At 38.4% G+C, this 17,880-nt stretch carries 16 protein-coding genes; 15 read left to right on the forward strand and 1 reads right to left on the reverse strand.

Annotation, left to right across the window (positions count from 1 at the left end; genetic code table 11):
• Positions 1–64 precede the first annotated feature (64 nt).
• From I7X29_RS06010 to I7X29_RS06030, 5 genes are all read left to right on the forward strand, one after another.
• Complete coding sequence (locus I7X29_RS06010; RefSeq protein WP_009414408.1) at positions 65–868, forward strand: tyrosine-type recombinase/integrase; 804 nt, start codon at positions 65–67, stop codon at positions 866–868.
• Positions 869–972: 104 nt separating this feature from the next.
• Positions 973–3,402: a phenylalanine--tRNA ligase subunit beta gene (gene pheT / locus I7X29_RS06015; protein WP_198465570.1), complete on the forward strand. Its 2,430-nt coding sequence runs from the start codon at positions 973–975 to the stop codon at positions 3,400–3,402.
• A gap of 158 nt (positions 3,403–3,560) precedes the next feature.
• Entirely contained in the window at positions 3,561–6,209 is a 2,649-nt protein-coding gene (locus I7X29_RS06020) for a TonB-dependent receptor (RefSeq protein WP_198473360.1), read from the forward strand.
• Positions 6,210–6,232: 23 nt separating this feature from the next.
• Positions 6,233–7,525 carry a DUF4876 domain-containing protein gene (locus I7X29_RS06025; RefSeq protein ID WP_198473362.1) on the forward strand — a complete coding sequence of 431 codons (1,293 nt, stop codon included), beginning with the start codon at positions 6,233–6,235 and terminating at the stop codon, positions 7,523–7,525.
• The gene (locus I7X29_RS06030; protein ID WP_198473364.1) at positions 7,489–9,060 is read left to right on the forward strand and encodes a DUF6850 family outer membrane beta-barrel protein; all 1,572 of its coding nucleotides are present in this window, start codon (positions 7,489–7,491) and stop codon (positions 9,058–9,060) included. The genes I7X29_RS06025 and I7X29_RS06030 overlap by 37 nt, the downstream gene beginning before the upstream one ends.
• A 154-nt stretch (positions 9,061–9,214) precedes the next feature.
• Here the strand turns inward: I7X29_RS06030 and I7X29_RS06035 are convergent, their stop codons facing one another.
• A complete protein-coding gene (locus tag I7X29_RS06035) occupies positions 9,215–9,352 on the reverse strand; it encodes a hypothetical protein (RefSeq protein WP_198473366.1) in 138 nt (45 codons plus the stop codon).
• A 104-nt stretch (positions 9,353–9,456) separates the two neighbouring features.
• Here I7X29_RS06035 and I7X29_RS06040 point away from each other — a divergent pair, with 104 nt between their 5' ends.
• From I7X29_RS06040 to I7X29_RS06085, 10 genes are all read left to right on the forward strand, one after another.
• Positions 9,457–9,642, forward strand: a complete 186-nt coding sequence (locus I7X29_RS06040) for a hypothetical protein (RefSeq protein WP_088595213.1) — start codon at positions 9,457–9,459, stop codon at positions 9,640–9,642.
• Positions 9,635–10,195 (forward strand): GNAT family N-acetyltransferase, encoded by a 561-nt coding sequence (locus I7X29_RS06045; protein ID WP_198473368.1) that lies wholly within the window; start codon positions 9,635–9,637, stop codon positions 10,193–10,195. Before I7X29_RS06040 ends, I7X29_RS06045 begins: the two co-directional genes overlap by 8 nt.
• 19 nt (positions 10,196–10,214) lie before the next feature.
• Entirely contained in the window at positions 10,215–11,903 is a 1,689-nt protein-coding gene (locus tag I7X29_RS06050; protein ID WP_198473370.1) for a glutamine--tRNA ligase/YqeY domain fusion protein, read from the forward strand.
• Between the two features lie 123 nt (positions 11,904–12,026).
• The gene (locus I7X29_RS06055) at positions 12,027–12,587 is read left to right on the forward strand and encodes a four helix bundle suffix domain-containing protein (protein WP_198473372.1); all 561 of its coding nucleotides are present in this window, start codon (positions 12,027–12,029) and stop codon (positions 12,585–12,587) included.
• 57 nt (positions 12,588–12,644) lie between these two features.
• Complete coding sequence (locus I7X29_RS06060; protein WP_009414404.1) at positions 12,645–12,893, forward strand: phosphopantetheine-binding protein; 249 nt, start codon at positions 12,645–12,647, stop codon at positions 12,891–12,893.
• Positions 12,883–13,782: an LpxL/LpxP family acyltransferase gene (locus tag I7X29_RS06065; RefSeq protein WP_088595209.1), complete on the forward strand. Its 900-nt coding sequence runs from the start codon at positions 12,883–12,885 to the stop codon at positions 13,780–13,782. The genes I7X29_RS06060 and I7X29_RS06065 overlap by 11 nt, the downstream gene beginning before the upstream one ends.
• Positions 13,779–14,669, forward strand: a complete 891-nt coding sequence (locus tag I7X29_RS06070; RefSeq protein WP_198473374.1) for an NADPH-dependent FMN reductase family protein — start codon at positions 13,779–13,781, stop codon at positions 14,667–14,669. Before I7X29_RS06065 ends, I7X29_RS06070 begins: the two co-directional genes overlap by 4 nt.
• Before the next feature lie 18 nt (positions 14,670–14,687).
• Complete coding sequence (locus I7X29_RS06075; RefSeq protein ID WP_198473376.1) at positions 14,688–16,466, forward strand: DUF262 domain-containing protein; 1,779 nt, start codon at positions 14,688–14,690, stop codon at positions 16,464–16,466.
• 4 nt (positions 16,467–16,470) lie between these two features.
• Complete coding sequence (locus I7X29_RS06080; protein WP_009414400.1) at positions 16,471–16,704, forward strand: hypothetical protein; 234 nt, start codon at positions 16,471–16,473, stop codon at positions 16,702–16,704.
• A 36-nt stretch (positions 16,705–16,740) separates the two neighbouring features.
• Positions 16,741–17,868, forward strand: a complete 1,128-nt coding sequence (locus I7X29_RS06085) for a beta-ketoacyl-ACP synthase III (RefSeq protein ID WP_198473378.1) — start codon at positions 16,741–16,743, stop codon at positions 17,866–17,868.
• Positions 17,869–17,880: the final 12 nt, after the last annotated feature.

A 17,880-nucleotide genomic window follows, 5' to 3' on the forward strand; every position in this document is an offset into this window, starting at 1 on the left:
ACTTAGGAAATATTGTCTGTCATTTTCTTATATTGTAACCACTATAATATAAAATTCAAACAATATGGTTACAACCTTTGAAACTGCTCTCAAAGAGAGCCAAATGGCAGAAAATACCATCACTGCCTATCTATATGCTGTAAACGATTTCTACGGTAAGTACAAATCCCTCAGCAAGAAAAACCTTTTGCTCTACAAAACATACCTTATCGAGCATTTTAAACCTAAAACGGTGAACTTGCGCATTCAAGCACTGAATAAGTTTTTGGAACACATCGGTAAGCCTAAACTTCGACTTAAATCAGTGAAGGTGCAGCAACGCACCTATTTAGAAAATGTGATCAGTCAGGCTGATTACCTCTTTTTAAAAGAACAACTCCGAAAAGAAGAGAACCCAATGTGGTATTTTGTAGTGCGATTTTTGGCAGCTACAGGAGCAAGGGTAAGCGAGCTTATCCAAATAAAAGTAGAACACGTAAAAATCGGCTATTTCGATCTATACACTAAAGGAGGTAAAGTCCGCCGCCTATTCATCCCACTTCAGTTACGTGAGGAAACTATAAAATGGCTCACAAAAGAGCAAAAAACTTCAGGCTACCTATTTCTCAACCGCTTGGGAGAACGTATTACTACACGAGGTATTGCCCAAAAACTCAAACTTTTTGCTGAAAGATATGGTCTCAATTCTAAAGTCGTCTACCCACATTCATTCAGACATAGATACGCTAAAAACTTCTTGGAAGCCTTTAACGACATCTCTCTCCTTGCCGACCTTATGGGGCACGAAAGTATTGAAACTACTCGTATTTACCTCAGACGAACAGCCTCAGAACAGCAGGCTATTGTAGATAAGATTATTACTTGGTAGTGAAATATCCATCGCGCAAATTTGCTAATTTACAAATTTGCTAATTGCCAAATTATTTGTACCTTTGCCCCTTGTAAATATTTTAATTATCAATTGTTCATTGAATGAAAATATCCTATAACTGGTTAAAACAATATTTGAAGTTAGACTTGCCTGCTGAAGATACAGCGGTAATTCTTACTGATTTAGGTTTAGAAGTAGAAGGTATTGAACACTTCGAAAGTGTAAAAGGCGCTCTCAAAGGCGTAGTCGTAGGTCACGTGCTTGAGTGCGAAAAGCACCCTAATGCCGATAAACTCAAAATCACTAAAGTAGATGTAGGCGGCGACGCTCCTCTGCAAATCGTTTGTGGCGCTCCTAACGTTGCTCAAGGGCAAAAAGTACTCGTAGCAACCATAGGTACTGTATTATACGACAAAGACGACAAGCCTTTTGAAATTAAAAAAGGAAAAATCCGCGGTGAAGAAAGCTTTGGAATGATTTGCGCTGAAGACGAACTCGGATTAGGCGAAAGTCACGATGGTATTATGGTGCTCGATGATAAATATGAAGTAGGAACTCCTGCAAGTAAAGTATTTGAGGTAGAAACTGATGAAGTTTTTGAAATCGGTCTTACCCCTAACCGCGCCGATGCAATGAGCCACTACGGTGTAGCGCGCGACTTGCGTGCCGGATTGATACAGAAAGGCACCTCTTTAGAGCTTATTACCCCTTCAGTAACCAAATTTCACATCGATAACCGCTCAATAAAAATGGATATAGAGGTACAGAACAAAAAACTCGTGCCTCGCTACACTGGCGTAACTATCAGCAATGTACGCGTTGGTGAATCGCCTATGTGGTTGCAAAATAAACTGAAAGCCATTGGTATTACCCCTAAAAACAACGTAGTCGATGCTACTAATTACGTATTACACGGAATGGGGCAACCTCTCCACGCTTTCGATGCCGACCATATTATCGGACGTAAAATAGTGGTGAAAAATGCTGAAGAAGGTACTAAATTCAAAACCCTCGATGGAGTAGAACGCACCCTCAGCGCCGAAGATTTGATGATTTGTGATGCCGAAAAACCTTTATGCATAGCAGGGGTATTAGGCGGTGAAAATTCTGGTGTTACGCCATTTACACGCAATATTTTCTTAGAAAGTGCTTATTTCAATCCCGTTTCAGTACGTAAAACCGCTAAACGCCACGCAATTAATACCGATGCCTCTTATCGATTTGAACGTGGTATCAATATTGAAGATTGCAAGTATGCACTGATGTATGCTGCTGTACTAATTGAAAATATTGCTGGGGGTGTCATCTCTTCCGATGTAATAGATTTTTATCCTAAAAAACAAGAAGATTTTCAGGTATTCCTCGCTTTTGAGAATGTCGATAAACTCATCGGTCAGAAAATCTCTCGCGACACCATTAAGTCCATTCTTCACTCCCTTGATATCAAAGTCAATTCACTCACCGAGCGCGGTTTAGGACTTTTAGTGCCTTCCTATCGTGTAGATGTACAACGCGAAGCCGATGTGATTGAAGAAATCCTCCGTATCTACGGCTACAACAATATCGATATCACCGAAAAAGTGAACGCTACAATGGCACATTCTGATAAGTATGCCGACCATAATATACAGAATGTAGTAGCCGAACAATTAGTCGCTCAAGGATTTTTGGAAATTATGACCAATAGCCTTGTTTCCGAAAAAGAAATCACTACTTATACCGAGAATCCCGAACAAGCCGTAAAACTCCTCAATCCACTCAGCAGTGATTTAGGATATATGCGCAAAAATCTCGTGTTTTCTGGTTTAGAAGTGATTGCCTACAACAACAACCGCAAGCGCTCCGATTTGAAATTGTTTGAGTTTGGTAAAAACTATCACTATCTCGATGGTAATTATAATGAAGACAAGCATTTAGTGCTTTATCTTACAGGGAATACCCACCCCGAACATTGGGGAAGTCCAGCACAAAAAGTCTCTTTCTTCCAACTCAAAGGGGTAGTAGAATCTCTTTTTGAACGTCTCGGATTAAAAGAAATAGTTACCTTGCCATTAGAAGCTAATGAAGTTGTATATAGTGAAGGTTTCCGTTGGCAAATAGGGGAGACCCTTTTAGGAACCATAGGCGTTGTAAAAACCAAAGTGCTCAAAGAGTTTGGAATCAAGCAAGAAGTACTCGTTGCCGATTTGAATTGGGAAGTGATTGTAGCACAAGTACAGGGGCATAAAGTAGTCTATAAAGAAATACCTAAATACCCCGAAGTACGCCGTGATTTAGCCCTCTTGCTCGACGATAAAGTAACCTTTGCCGACCTTTATAAAGTAGCATATACAACTGAAAAAGACCTCTTGCAACGCGTAAACCTTTTCGATGTATATCAAGGCGATAAACTCCCCGAAGGTAAAAAGAGTTACGCTCTTAGTTTCGTCCTTCAAGACGACAACAAAACCCTTACCGATAAACAAATCGATAAAACGATGCAACGCCTACAAGATGCTTTTGAAAAGCAATTCGGCGCAGCAATTCGTTAAAAATGAAAAACCTATATACTTTGCCAAAGTTCTAAACACTTCTTGTGCCGTGAACTTTGGCAAAGTTTTTTATAAAAAACCTCTTTGTTATTTGTAATTAATAAAAATAACCTATCTTTGCACTCTCAAAATGATTAGGTGTTTTTAAAACAAATGAAATGAGGATTTTTCTTCTTATTATATCTCTCCTATTTCCTTGTGGTTTAATAGCGCAAATCACCCTCTCAGGACGTGTGGTGAGTGTGCAACAACAACCTCTACAAGGAGTAACTGTGGTTGATAAAATCTCAGGAAAATGGGCTTTTACCAATGATAAAGGTGAGTTTTCTATCTCTGTTTATAAAGAATACGACCTTAGCTTTACAATGTTGGGATTGCAATCGCAAACAATCAAAGGAACAGTAACCCTCACTCATTTCATTTCTGTAATAATGCAAGAGGAAACCCTGCGTCTCAACGAGGTGGTCGTAACAGCTACCAAGGTACGCGACAAAGTGAGTTCGGCAGTAGTATTAAATAATTATGCTATAGGACAATTCCAATCGTTTTCGGTATCCGATATTTTACAACAACTCCCTGGGCAAACTATCGAAAAACCTTCTTTTTTTACTCCTAATATACTGAACCTACGTACTGCAATCAAGTCCGATAATAATGCTTTTGGTATTAGCTATATCATTGACGATATGCCTTTGAGTAACGATGAGAATATGCAAACTTATAGCAAGAATATCAATACTACAGCTTTCTCTCGTATCAACACGGGTATGGATTTGCGAACTATTCCTGCTTCAAGTATAGAAAAAGTAGAGGTAATTACGGGTATCGCCGACGCTAAATACGGCAATGCAACTACAGGTTTGGTGGTAATTGACCGCAAAGCAGGAGTTTATCCTTTGCAAGTGTCTGCCAGTATGATAGGTGGAGGAAATGCTGTAAGTGTAAATAAAGGATTTAAAATCAGTGATAAAGTAGGCAATTTGAGTCTATCGTTAGACTACTTAAATGCCAATGCTGACCCTCGTAACAATCTTGATGGCTATAACCGTGTAACGCTTTCTTCTATTTGGAGTGTAGTGAGTCCTAAGAACAACTTCCGCAATACTTTTAACCTAACCCTGAGAAGCAATATCGATGGCAATAAAACGGATAAAGAACAAGTAGAGGGTTTTCGTAATTCATCTAATAAAAAAGACTACGGACTCACATTCAGCAATCGTTTAGGATGGCAGTTCAGCAAAAAATGGATTGACCAACTGAATCTCACTTTCGGTCTTTCTGTTTCTAAACAAGATGATTACAAAGAGCAGTTTATCAACAATGGGGGAGAGGTAGTGCCCACCGCTACCACCACAGCACTGCACGAAGGGCTCTATACACCTGTCGCTTTTCGTTCTTTAGTGCGCACTATAGGGTTACCTTTTAGCATCAACAGTCAGCTGGGGATAAGCAAGCATTTAAAGAATGATAATTTTAGCCAAAATATAAGTGCAGGAATAGGCTTCCTCTACAACGATAATTTAGGTGAAGGTAAAGTGTTTGATTCTTCAACCGCCAACACAGTGGGTACGGTGAGTAAAATATCCAATTCCGAAGAAGGAGTACGTCCTTTGAACTTCAATAAATATGTAATAGCAAACAAATTGTTGAGTGTCTATCTGCAGGATAACTTCCAATGGCAACGTGCTAACCGACAACTGTTAGTTGCCAATATAGGTTTGCGTTACGAAAATCAAAACGGTTACAGTAGTCTGAGTCCGCGTGTGAATATGGCGTATGAGTTTACCAAATATTTCAAGTTAAGAGGGGGTGTAGGTTTAGCTACCAAAGCACCTTCCTTAGCCAATCGATTTCCTGGTAACGTTCATTTTGATATCCTTTTGCGCGATGATCGAACCAATCATTATGCAGTGAATCGTGTGCAAACTTATGTAGAACAACGTCGGAAAGTAGATTTAAAACCTTCTAAAGCGTGGAAATACGAACTTGGTACTGATGTTTCTCTCAAATTTATGCAGCTAAACCTCACAACATATCTCAATAAAACTTTCGATGCCTTTACTTCTGAAACTACTTTCAAGCTCTACGATCTCCCTAAACTCACCTCTATTCCTTCTGCCGATCCTGAACACATACCTCCTACCTATCGTATTGATGGCTATGAAAAAGTAGTGCGTACCTATTCTACAGCTACTAATGGCTCGTACTATACTGATAAAGGGGTTGAACTCATCTTGTTTTTCAATAAGATAGATAAAATCAATACTCAATTTTCACTTTCAGGAAGTTATGTGTTTTCTTCAAGTACTTCGCGCCTACCTTATATCAGCAAAACCAACAATGCTCTCGAAGAAAAATATGTATATGGCTATTATCCTACCGATGCTTCTCAGCGCGAACAAATGCACTTGCGACTCACAGCTACTCATCATATATCTTCCTTAGGCTTGCTTTTTTCACTCACTGTCGAACAATTCACTTTTTCTAACAACTATATTGCCTTGAGAGAGATTTATCCGTATGCTTATATGGATAAAAATTTAGTATATCACGAAATCCCTGCTGCCGAGCGTACACACTCTCGCTATAAACATTTATTTTTAACACCTAACGAAACTAAAACAGTACATACCCCTACTTATCACAATTTCCATTTGCGCATCACCAAGGAAATGCTCAACGGACTATCTATCTCTCTTTATGCTAATAATTTCCTAAACTATCGACCTAAAATTACTGTCAACGGACACACTTCTCTACAAAATAGCAAAATTTCATTTGGTGGAAGTGTAAAATATCAGTTTTGAAAATAATCAATATTTCTAATTATATGAAACGAGTAATTCTAATTTTTGCACTCTTTATAACCGTGCTATCCTGCAAAAAAGATAATGATAGCGATGGTTTTGTAACTAATATCACTCATCGTTTATCGGTGAAGTACGACGATTTCTTTGGTGGCAAAGCAGCCGAAGGAGTAAATGTAAAACTTACCAATTTGCAAAATGGTCAGATATACACTGTCAAAACCGATGCTCAAGGAAAGGCAAGTGTAGTAATATCTGCGGGTACCTATGATATTTCTGCTTCTATCTCTCTATCTGCCGAACAGATGAAAAGACTCTTTGGTGAGGAAAAAGAAGCGAGCTTCAACGCTTCGTTGAGTAAAGTAACTATCAATGCACAGCAAAATGCTATCAGTGAATTGGTATTACAAACAGGTAAAACAGGCGATTTGCTTATTAAACAAGTTTATTATGTTAGTTCTGATAATCAAAAAGCTGCTGGTTTCCAGTGGAGAGACCAATTCTTTGAGGTGCATAACAATTCTAACGAAACCATCTATTTAGATAATATCTGCTTTGCTCAAATCCACGGCTGGTATAACAATTTTTCAAAAGAAAACTTAGATGAGAATGGTCAAATAGACTGGAGTAAATCTCCTGATTTAGTAGGCGTTGGTAAAGATGCTAATACAAAATTTGTTTATGCTTACGAAATCTATGCCTTCCCTGGTAATGGTACTACTTACCCCTTGGCTTCAGGTAAATCAATGATTGTCGCCAAAACAGCGATGAACCACAAAGCACCACTTACCATTGGAGGTAAAAAGTACGAAGTCCCTAACCCCGAACTAACAGTCGATTTAAGTAAAGCTAAATTCGAGGTCTATTTGCCTAATCAAGAAAATAATACTGATATTGATAATCCTGCCATTAATATGGAGGTACGCTATAAAATAAACACACTTAAAGATATGGTGTTAAATGTGCAAGGGCGTGATGCTTATGTGTTATTTAGGGCTACTAAAGCTGAAACTGATGCTCTAAAAATAGTGCAAAGTCCCGCTATGCGTGGAAAAAAACCTGATAGAAAATACTTGCAGATACCTGTAGATATTATTATTGACGGTGTAGGTTGTCAAGAAGCAAACCTGCCTAAACGTTTGCCTACTAATGTAGATGCTGGAGCCCTCAGTAGCCCTAAAGGTGCTTACTCCTCCGAATCAGCTATTCGCAAAGAAACTAAAAGAGTAGGTGATAAAATCTTCTATCAAGATACGAACAACTCTACCAACGACTTTATATGGATATCCACTCCCGATGTAAGTTCCCTAAACTGATGATACCTAAAACCCTTTTCATATTATTTGCTTCAACAGTAACTATCTACTCTCAAAGCAGAGTGGATAGTTACTTACATCCTAAAGTATTCCAAACTTATCTGCAAACTCCTGTACTCTTGCCTGCCTCTTCTCTAGAGAATTTTACAAATTCCGGACTTTCTTTCCAAACTGAAAAAGGTGATTTACACTTGGGACAACAGCCCTCAGCTGTTACAACTATCAGCCTAAATACTAATGGTTATTACAAAGCTAAAAAAACAGCTTTCTTCGGCGATGTCACTATTAAAAGAGAATATCAAACCGATAAAAAATGGAATCTCTCTTATGTTGAGGTTGCTCCCGATGGGCTAATGCCCGACCCTCATTACTATGCCGTGAGCAAGGCTTCTAATTGGAATGCTCAACAATACCAAGTATTTGGTGGACTTATCACTCCACTCATTACCTCTCATCTCAACGGAATGATTGCTGCCCGTTATCACTTAGGTGAAAAATACCGTACCTCCTTTGATCCTCGTCCTAAAATAATAACTAATGAATTAGCTTTTACCGCCCAATTAGCACTGAATCTTACCTCTCAACAACAAATAGCCATAGGAACAACGTACGGACTTGCCCAAGTAGACAATGGTATTTCTTTTTCCGATAGTGATAGCCATATCCCTATGAACTACCCTAAATACCTCCGTTGGCAATTAGGCTATGGCACCTTCGAGCTTCCCACTGATGTCTCTACCAAACGTGAACGCCCTTTCAATGAACTAACACTGCATTATCATTATACAACTCCTACTACCCAATGGATAGCTGGAGTTCATTACCAATGGCAAAAAGCAAACACTTACCAAAGTAATACTGAGTATGAAGCCGATGAACGCTTAATGGCAACGCTTAATACCACAAACTATAAGGTCTATATACAACGCCTGAAAAAGCTATCGGAAGCTCAGTTGAGATATTACGCTCAATATACTGAAACTTCTCGTAAAAATTTTTTAAATCTACAACAAGGAAAAAACTATGAAGCGCAATTGCGCGATGTGCAATTTTCAGTACATTATTATTCTGAAAAATACACTCAATTATGCGAAACTGCTGTTACGCTCGGCTATCACCAAGCCTACCAAACTGATGTATTAGCACAAACCCTTACTGATAGGCATTTCCTCACCGCTCAAGCATTACACAGCCGTAGTTACCAACTTTCGGGAGTTGAAATAACCCCTTTTGTAGCATTCCAATGTCAATTGCCTACCTATAGCAAACTGGAAAATCAGAATATAGAATATTATAAAACTCTCACCAACAACGATTACGCCGCTAAAACTATTCGGTTATTCTACGACGAAGTAGTCTACCCAGATAATACGCTCTTGTGCAAAACTCAATACCATTTTTCTTTTGGAACAGATTTCAAACAACAATTGCGCAACCATCTCTTCGCTATATTAGGAGTAAAAACAACGTATAGCACTACTTTCAAAAGTGATGACCGTTACCATTTGTCTTTACATCTACAACTTAATTATTAATACGATATTCGCATTTGTGTCCCTACACTTTGGTAAAGTTGATTGCTTGATAATCAATCTATTTTTGTTAAACTACATTCAATCATATAATTAAACCTCTTGATTGTGAAGATGAAGATTTGAATGATTTCCTATTTAAGGAAGCAATACCTTACTAAAAACAACTTGCTACTACTTTTCTATTATTTTCTCTTCCCCCAACTCCCCCAGCTACCACCACTCCCATTATTCCCACAGCTTCCACCACCTGCACGTGCGGCTTGCAACCTACATTTTCTACGACTCTTGCCACTCGCACTAAATTTGCTAATTCACTAATTATTCCTACCTTTGCACTTTGTAGAGAGTATATAGTAGTAAAAGTTATAGTAATCCTTAATCCTAACATCTAATATTATGGCAAGAGAAATACAACCCACCCCCGTACTTGAAGGGCAAGATGCAATTGATTTTTTAATAAAATTAGAGACTTATCCTCAATATCTAAAAGAAAAAGGCATTGTACTTAGTCGTAAAAAAATGGAGGAAAGTGCAAAATTTTTAAAATCTATTTTTAAAGAAAAACCAACAAATAATGAATAAAGAAAATACGATAGAAGAATTGTCTTTTTCATTACTCACAGAAGAACATATTATTAAGCCCTTTGATTGTGAAGATGAAGATTTGAATGATTTCCTATTCAAGGAAGCAATACCTTACCAAAAGCAAATGCTTGCTACTACTTTTATTGTAGAAAATAGTGAACGAACTTTAGGATTTTACAGTCTACTAAATGATAGTATGCAAATTAAAGAAGAATTATTCTCCTCTAAAAGTCAGTATAAAAAATTTGTAGGAGGATTACTGCCACATCTCAAACGACATTTGAAGAATATTCCATCTCTAAAAATAGGACGTTTAGGAGTGGATAAAACTTATAAAGGAAAGGGATTAGGAAGAATACTTCTCGAGGGAATTATTGCTAATTGCATAACTCTCAATAAAAAACAAGCCTGTCGATTGATAACAGTTGATGCTTACCGACAGGCATTTCCTTTCTATGAAAGATTTGGCTTTCAATATATCTCCAATAATGATGAAAATGAAGAGGTACGACAAATGTTCCTCGACTTGATGACAATTTCTAACGACTAACCCCCTAAACACTAAAAAAATGTCAGAAGAATTAAAAGAACAACGCTCTAATAATTTTATAGAAAATATCATTGAGGAAGACCTCACTGCAGGTTTCCCCGCCAACGCTTTGCGCTTTCGCTTCCCTCCAGAACCCAATGGCTACTTGCACCTCGGTCACGCTAGCTCTATCTGCCTCAACTTCGGATTGGGCTTGCGCTACAACGCCCCTGTAAATTTGCGCTTCGACGACACCAACCCTTCTAAAGAAGAACAAGAATATGTAGATGCAATTCGTCGTGATGTAGAGTGGCTCGGATTCAAATGGGATAAAGAATGCTATGCTTCCGACTATTTTCAAGAACTTTACGACTGGGCGGTAATGCTCATCAAACAAGGAAAAGCTTATGTCGATAAACAAACCTCCGAAGAAATTGCTGCTCAAAAAGGTACCCCTACTACAGCAGGAACCGAGAGCCCCTATCGCAATACCTCTCCTGAGGAAAACCTCGCCCTTTTTGAACGTATGAAAAACGGTGAGTTCGAAAATGGTACCTATGTACTCCGCGCCAAAATAGATATGGCATCGCCTAATATGCTAATGCGCGACCCTATCATCTACCGTATTATGAACGCTTCACACCACCGCACTGGTGACAAATGGCATATTTATCCTATGTACGACTGGGCGCACGGAGAAAGCGACTACCTCGAACAAATATCTCACTCTCTCTGCACCTTAGAGTTTTTGCCTCACCGCGAACTATACGACTGGTTTTTAGATCAAGTATACGACAATACTCGTACACGCCCTAAACAACGTGAGTTTGCCCGCCGAAATCTCAGTCACACCATTGTGAGCAAACGAAAACTCTTGCAATTGGTAACCGAAAATTATGTGGCTGGCTGGGACGACCCTCGTATGCCTACTATCTCTGGTTTGCGCCGCCGTGGATATACCCCCGAAGCGATTCGCAAATTCGCTGATACCATTGGTATTGCCAAACGCGAAAACCTCATCGATGTATCTCTTTTAGAATTCTGTGTGCGCGAAGACCTCAATAAAAAAGCAAACCGCGTAATGGCAGTACTCGACCCCGTGAAGGTAGTGATTACCAATTATCCTGAGGGACAAGAAGAATGGCTTGACGCCGAAAATAATCCCGAGGTTACCCCTATGACTTTCCGTAAAGTACCTTTTAGTCGTGAAATCTATATCGAGCGCGACGACTTCCGCGAAGAAGCCGATAAAAAGTATTTTCGATTGAAATTAGGAGGTGAAGTACGCCTTAAAAATGCTTATATTATCAAAGCTGAAAGCGTAGTGAAAGATGCTCAAGGAAATATTACCGAAATTCATTGTACTTACGACCCCGAAAGCCGCAGTGGTAGTGGTACTGAGGCAAGTATGCGCAAGGTAAAAGGTACATTGCATTGGGTATCAGTAACTCACGCTGTAGAAGCAGAAGCGCGCCTCTACGACCGTCTATTTACTGTTCCTGAACCCGATCACCAAGAAGATAGTTTCTTAAACTACATCAACCCCGATTCTCTAAAGGTGGTAACTGCTTATGTAGAGCCAAGTCTCAAAACTGCTCAAGCAGGCGACACAGTACAGTTCCAACGTTTGGGTTATTTCAGTGTAGACCCCGATACTACCCCCGAAAAATTGGTGTTCAACAAAACCGTCGGCTTAAAAGATACTTGGGAAAAAATAAAAAATGAATAACTCTAAACTTTCATTCTACCTGTTAGCCTCATCCGACTTGTCTGACTTGTCTGCCTTGTCTGATAACTCTGCTTTGTCCGACTTGTCCCAATAGTCTAACAAAATTAATAAACCACTTTAAAAATGACAACTTTTTTGAAACAAAAAGGAGGATATAAGAAATTACGTGTTTATCAAGTATCTGTGATTATTTATGACATAACCTTTTATTTTGTGCAACACTTTCTTAAAAAAGGAGACCGCACCATTGACCAAATGTTGCAAGCAGCACGTTCTGGGAAACAGAATATTGCGGAAGGAAGTCAAGCAGCTACCACTTCTGCCGAAACAGAAATAAAGCTAACAAATGTTGCAAAAGCGAGTCTTGAAGAGCTATTGCTTGATTATGAAGATTATTTAAGAGTACGAAATAAAGTTCAATGGAAAAAGGGGCATCCTCGTTTTGAGAAAGTTCGTGCTTTTGCCCGTAGTCAAGAAATCTCTTGGAGGTATCCTACTTTACTCCCTAAATGTGATGATGAAGCATTGGCAAACCTCTGTATCACTCTCATTCAACAAGCAACTTATATGCTTAGACATTTAATAGAAAAACAACAAGAAATGTTTTTACCACAAGGAGGTATAAGAGAACAAATGTCTTTCGCAAGAAGTAAAAATAAGTATCTCAATGAAAAATTTGATTAATCTATAATTAATTCATACCTTTGTCCCTTTTTAAAAAGTATATTAAAAACCGTAATAATGAACAGACAGGAAATAATAGACCTTACTACCCGTATTTTTGTAGATGAATTTGAAGTAGATGGTAGCGTGATTGCTCCCGAGGCTAACTTCCGCGAATCTTTAGGATTAGATAGCCTCGACTACGTAGATTTGGTGGTGATGATTGAACAAGAATTCGGTGTGAAATTGGTAGAAGCCGATTTCAAACCTATCGTAACCTTCAACGACTTTTATACTACCTTAGAAAATAAAGTGAATGCACACTAACGACGAAGGCAAGACCAAATGGCAAGGAAAGTCTAAAGGAAATGTATTAGGCTATAGCATCTTTGTATGGTTGATGAAACACTTAGGTATTTACGCCGCTTATACCTTATTGGTATTTGTGGCTTTCTACTATTTTCTATTTGAGTGGCGATCCAATGGCTATATGTATTACTATTTCCGCCATCGCTTGGGATATAATCCCCTCAAAGCTGTCGTTTGCCTCTACCTCAATTACTTTACTTTCGGACAAACTATTATTGATAAAATCGCTATTTTAGCAGGACTCGAAGATAAATTTACTTATGAGTTCGATGGTGTCGAAAATTTGTATAAACTCCTCGACCAGCAACAAAGTGGCGTACTCATTTCCGCACATATCGGTAACTTTGAAATAGCCGAACCTTTTTTTAGAAAAATAGATCTCAATTTGCAAATCAGTACGGTAACTACCGATATGGAACACTCCGTAATCAAAGAGTATTTGGAGTCGATTTCTAAAAATAAACCCTCGAATCAGTTTATCTATGTAAAAGAAGATATGTCACATATCTTCAAAATCAACGATGCTATTGGCGATAACAAGATAGTGTGTTTCACCGGCGACCGATATTTTGAGGGAGTGCGTTCGCTCAAAGGAACGTTGTTGGGTGCAGAAGCTACCTTCCCCGCAGGTCCTTTCTTTATAGCCTCCCGCTTGAAAGTGCCAGTGCTTTTCGTCTATGTGATGAAGGAAAGTAGGTTGCATTACCACCTATATGCCCAAGTAGCTGAGGTGAAAGGGCGCGATGCTCAAGCATTGCTGGATGCCTATACCGAAAATATGGAGCAGATGCTCAAAAAGTACCCGCTACAATGGTTTAACTATTTCAACTTTTGGGATGAACAATGAAACGCGTATTAGTAGTATATTATACCCAATCGGGGCAACTTAAAGAGATTATCGATAGTGTACTATCCCCACTCACGGAGGTAACTATCGACTTTTTGCCTATTGATACTGCGACTCCTTTCCCTTTTCCGTGGACAGACGATACATTCTTTGACGCCTTCCCCGAATCCTACTTGCAAATTCCCCAACCTCTACAACCTTTTAACCTCCCCCATACCGATTACGATTTAGTGATTTTGGGCTACCAAGTGTGGTATCTCTCGCCTTCTATCCCATTGAGTTCTTTTTTGCAACACCCCGAAGCTAAAAAACTCCTCAGTGGCAAACCTGTCATCACCATTTCAGGCACACGCAATATGTGGGTGATGGCGCACCAGAAAGTAAAAAAACTCTTAACCGATTGTGGGGCACATTTAGTAGGTAATATTGCCCTTACCGATAGGCATCACAATCATATCAGTGTGATTACCATTGTACAATGGCTCTTTTCAGGCGACAAGAACAAACGCTATCTCGGTGTGTTCCCCAAAGCAGGTGTTGCTGATAAAGATGTACAAGGTGCGAGTGTATACGGCTCTCTCATTGCCCCTCACCTGCAAACCGATGATTACACAGGACTGCAGCAAGCAATAGTAGCCCACGGAGGTGTGCATTACAAGCGTTTTCTCCTTTCGGCAGAGAAGAAAGGCAACCGCCTTTTCGGCATCTGGGCAAAGATGATTTACGGCAGTAAGAAGCGTAAATTCCTGCTAAAATGCTTCCGCATCTATTTGTATATTGCTATTTGGGTGCTAATGCCTATAGTATGGTTGCTGTATTGGCTCACCTATCCACTATTCTTTTGGAAAGTAGAGAGGGAGGTGAAGAAATTGATAATTAAGAAATAAAAATAAAAAAATAAGAAAATGGAAGAGATTTTTAAACCTAACAGTCTATCAATAAAAGAAATATTTGGGAATGCTGATAGTTTATATCAGATTCCAAGATATCAACGCCCTTATTCTTGGGGAGATGAACAATTGGAGAAGTTATGGGAAGATTTGGTAGATGCCAAAGAGAATGAGCCTAATTATTTTTTAGGTTCCATTATCACCGCAAAACCTGAAGATAATAATAACTATTTGGATATAGTAGATGGGCAACAAAGATTAACGACTTTAACTATTTTACTTTGTGTTTATAGAGATTTATATCCTGAAATAAATAACGATATTTTGGAGGAAGACCCATTTGCTATTGATGGAAAAACTGTTAGTAATTCTATCAAGTTCAATGATAGATTCCAAAGATTACGTTTGCGTACGCACTCTAATCATCAGAGTGATTTCGATAAATTGATACTTTCAGAAAATGCTACTGTTGATCTTAAAGAAATAAGGAAACCTACAAAACAGGATTTAAGGAAAGATGAGCCCAAATTTAAGTTTAAAAATTCCGCTTTCTTTTTTAGAGAAAAACTTACTTCTATCGGTGAGAAAGAAGCAGGAGAACTATTGAATTATCTTTTTAATAAAGTAAAGATTATAAGAATAGATTGTAAGTCTGTTTCTTTTGCTATCAAGTTATTTCAAGTACTAAATGACAGAGGACTTGATTTGTCAAATTCTGATTTAATAAAAAGTTTCTTAATTGAAAAGATACAGAAAAAGTATAATGATGAAAGTGAAATAAGAAAACAAAAAGAAGAACAGTTTATGGATGATTGGAAAGAGTGTGAAAACTGTTCAAATAATACAGAGACAACTCTAAACGATTTATTCGTTATGTATGAATATTATCTGTTAGCACAAAACCCTAAAAAATCATTGTATGATGAATTGAGAAATGAGTTGAAGGATAAAGATTCTAATGAAACTATAGCAGATATTAAGAATTTTATCCGCACTTATCAAACTGAAATTTTTGACAAAGAGAATAAAATAATATATTCTTTTTTCTATATTCCTTGGGGAATGTATTGGAGAACTATATTGCTAACAGCATTAAAAGAAAAATATTCTGAATATGAAGAGTTTGTAAAAGCTTTTAGACGTTATTACTATCTGAATTGGATAGCAGGGAATACCCTATCTAAAATCAAGCAGACCTCTTTTAATCTTATTAAATCAATAAAAGAGAAAAAAACTTTGCAAAATATTAAGGAAGAATTGAACAATAGTTTAGTTTCTGACAATACTATCAGAAAAGCTATTGAAAATCTAAGTGGGGATATTTATAATGAAAAATGGTGTAAACCTCTCTTATTTTTAATAGAATATAATCAAACAGATGATTCAAATATCTCTTTTTTGGATATAGCCAATAGGAATGTACAAGTGGAACATATATTACCTCAAAAATATTATAATAATGAAGATTGGAAAACTATTTTTGAGAAAAATGATGAAACTAATAGTTGGCTAAATTCTGGACGAAACTTAACTCTTTTAAGTGGGAAGAAAAATGTTGAAGCAGGAAATAGAGATTTTGAAACAAAAATTAAATCTTATACAGGTAAAGGTTTCTATTCAAATAACCAAGAAGGTATTACAGCATTCCGAATGACTCAACAAATAGTAGACAACTATAATAAAGGACTATTTGGTAAACAGTGGAATAAAGAAGCTTTGAAAGATAGATGGAATTGGTTCTGTGCTCAGGTAGAAAACATTTTAGAAATTGATTTAACTGAAATAAAAGAATAATAAAATGGAACAACAAAATATTTCTGAAAATAAGAATCTGCAATTCGGACCGCACAAAGACCTATTAACAGTCGATATGCTACTGAACGGTTACGAGAGTTACGGTATTGGATGGCTACAACAAACAATGGACGGACTCTTGGCGGCGAGACGTTCAAAAGAATTTATGAATTCTTTAACAACAGAACAAGCAAAAGATTATATGGAACAACAAGCAAAGAGGTCTGGAACTTTGTAGTAGTTGTTTTCAATAACAACCTGTTACCTGAATAATATGAATGTCTATATAACAAAAGCAAGTAAATATTTACCTAACAATCCCATTGGCAATGAGCAAATGGAGACTTTCTTAGGTCTCATAAACCAAAATGCCTCTAAAGCGCGACGCCTCGTGCTACGCAACAATGGTATTCTTACGCGTTACTATGCCCTCGACGAGCAAGGTAACCCTACTCATAACAACGCCCAGCTTACGGCTTTGGCAGTACAAAATCTATTGGATGGCGAAGTGCCTTGGGATACTATCGAGGTGCTCTCTTGCGGTACCTCTACCCCCGATGTGCTCTTGCCCTCACACACTGCTATGGTACACGGCATTTTGGGCGGACACTCAGTAGAACTGAATGCCTCTTCAGGGGTGTGTAACTCAGGAATGAATGCCCTCAAATTTGGATACTTATCAGTAAAGGCAGGCAATAGTGTCAATGCAGTATGCACAGGCTCTGAACGTGTATCGGCGTGGTTGCGTGCCGATAAATACGAAAACGAAGTACAACTCTTAGCCGAGTTGGAAGCACACCCTGCTATCGCCTTTAAAAAAGATTTCTTGCGCTTTATGCTCTCCGATGGGGCAGGGGCTTTTCTGTTAGAAAACAAACCGCGTGAAGGCGCTTTGCAAATAGAGTGGATGGACGCTTATTCGTATGCTCACGAGCTCGAAGCGTGTATGTATGCCGGTGGCGACAAGCTCCCCGATGGCAACCTCAAAGCTTGGAGTGAATACCCTGCCGAAGCGTGGCTTAGTGAATCTATCTTTGCTATCAAGCAAGATGTGAAGCTACTCAATGAGAATATTTTGCTAAAAGGCGCTGAAAGTATGCGGGCAACCTTAGATAAACACCAACTATCGGCAGATGATATTACTTATTTCTTGCCTCATATCTCGTCTTGTTATTTCAAAGAACGCTTGTATGAAGCCCTCAAAATAGTAGGTATCGACCTTCCGTTAGAACGTTGGTTTATCAACCTCCCCGAAGTAGGCAATGTAGGCTCTGCTTCCGCTTATTTGATGTTAGAAGCCTTGATGCATTCAGGGAAACTCAAAACGGGCGATACTGTTTTGCTATCAGTGCCCGAGAGTGGTAGATTCTCCTATTCTTACGCTTTCTTGAGAGTAGTATAGCCCCCGTTCCCC

This window comes from Capnocytophaga periodontitidis (assembly GCF_016126015.1).
Classification (GTDB): domain Bacteria; phylum Bacteroidota; class Bacteroidia; order Flavobacteriales; family Flavobacteriaceae; genus Capnocytophaga; species Capnocytophaga periodontitidis.

What these genes read in the sequence shown, in the direction of transcription:
- I7X29_RS06010 (WP_009414408.1), top strand. Translation starts at nt 65, where the DNA reads ATGGTTACAACCTTTGAAACTGCTCTCAAAGAGAGCCAAATGGCAGAA.
- pheT (WP_198465570.1), top strand. Translation starts at nt 973, where the DNA reads ATGAAAATATCCTATAACTGGTTAAAACAATATTTGAAGTTAGACTTG.
- I7X29_RS06020 (WP_198473360.1), top strand. Translation starts at nt 3,561, where the DNA reads ATGAGGATTTTTCTTCTTATTATATCTCTCCTATTTCCTTGTGGTTTA.
- I7X29_RS06025 (WP_198473362.1), top strand. Translation starts at nt 6,233, where the DNA reads ATGAAACGAGTAATTCTAATTTTTGCACTCTTTATAACCGTGCTATCC.
- I7X29_RS06030 (WP_198473364.1), top strand. Translation starts at nt 7,489, where the DNA reads ATGGATATCCACTCCCGATGTAAGTTCCCTAAACTGATGATACCTAAA.
- I7X29_RS06040 (WP_088595213.1), top strand. Translation starts at nt 9,457, where the DNA reads ATGGCAAGAGAAATACAACCCACCCCCGTACTTGAAGGGCAAGATGCA.
- I7X29_RS06045 (WP_198473368.1), top strand. Translation starts at nt 9,635, where the DNA reads ATGAATAAAGAAAATACGATAGAAGAATTGTCTTTTTCATTACTCACA.
- I7X29_RS06050 (WP_198473370.1), top strand. Translation starts at nt 10,215, where the DNA reads ATGTCAGAAGAATTAAAAGAACAACGCTCTAATAATTTTATAGAAAAT.
- I7X29_RS06055 (WP_198473372.1), top strand. Translation starts at nt 12,027, where the DNA reads ATGACAACTTTTTTGAAACAAAAAGGAGGATATAAGAAATTACGTGTT.
- I7X29_RS06060 (WP_009414404.1), top strand. Translation starts at nt 12,645, where the DNA reads ATGAACAGACAGGAAATAATAGACCTTACTACCCGTATTTTTGTAGAT.
- I7X29_RS06065 (WP_088595209.1), top strand. Translation starts at nt 12,883, where the DNA reads ATGCACACTAACGACGAAGGCAAGACCAAATGGCAAGGAAAGTCTAAA.
- I7X29_RS06070 (WP_198473374.1), top strand. Translation starts at nt 13,779, where the DNA reads ATGAAACGCGTATTAGTAGTATATTATACCCAATCGGGGCAACTTAAA.
- I7X29_RS06075 (WP_198473376.1), top strand. Translation starts at nt 14,688, where the DNA reads ATGGAAGAGATTTTTAAACCTAACAGTCTATCAATAAAAGAAATATTT.
- I7X29_RS06080 (WP_009414400.1), top strand. Translation starts at nt 16,471, where the DNA reads ATGGAACAACAAAATATTTCTGAAAATAAGAATCTGCAATTCGGACCG.
- I7X29_RS06085 (WP_198473378.1), top strand. Translation starts at nt 16,741, where the DNA reads ATGAATGTCTATATAACAAAAGCAAGTAAATATTTACCTAACAATCCC.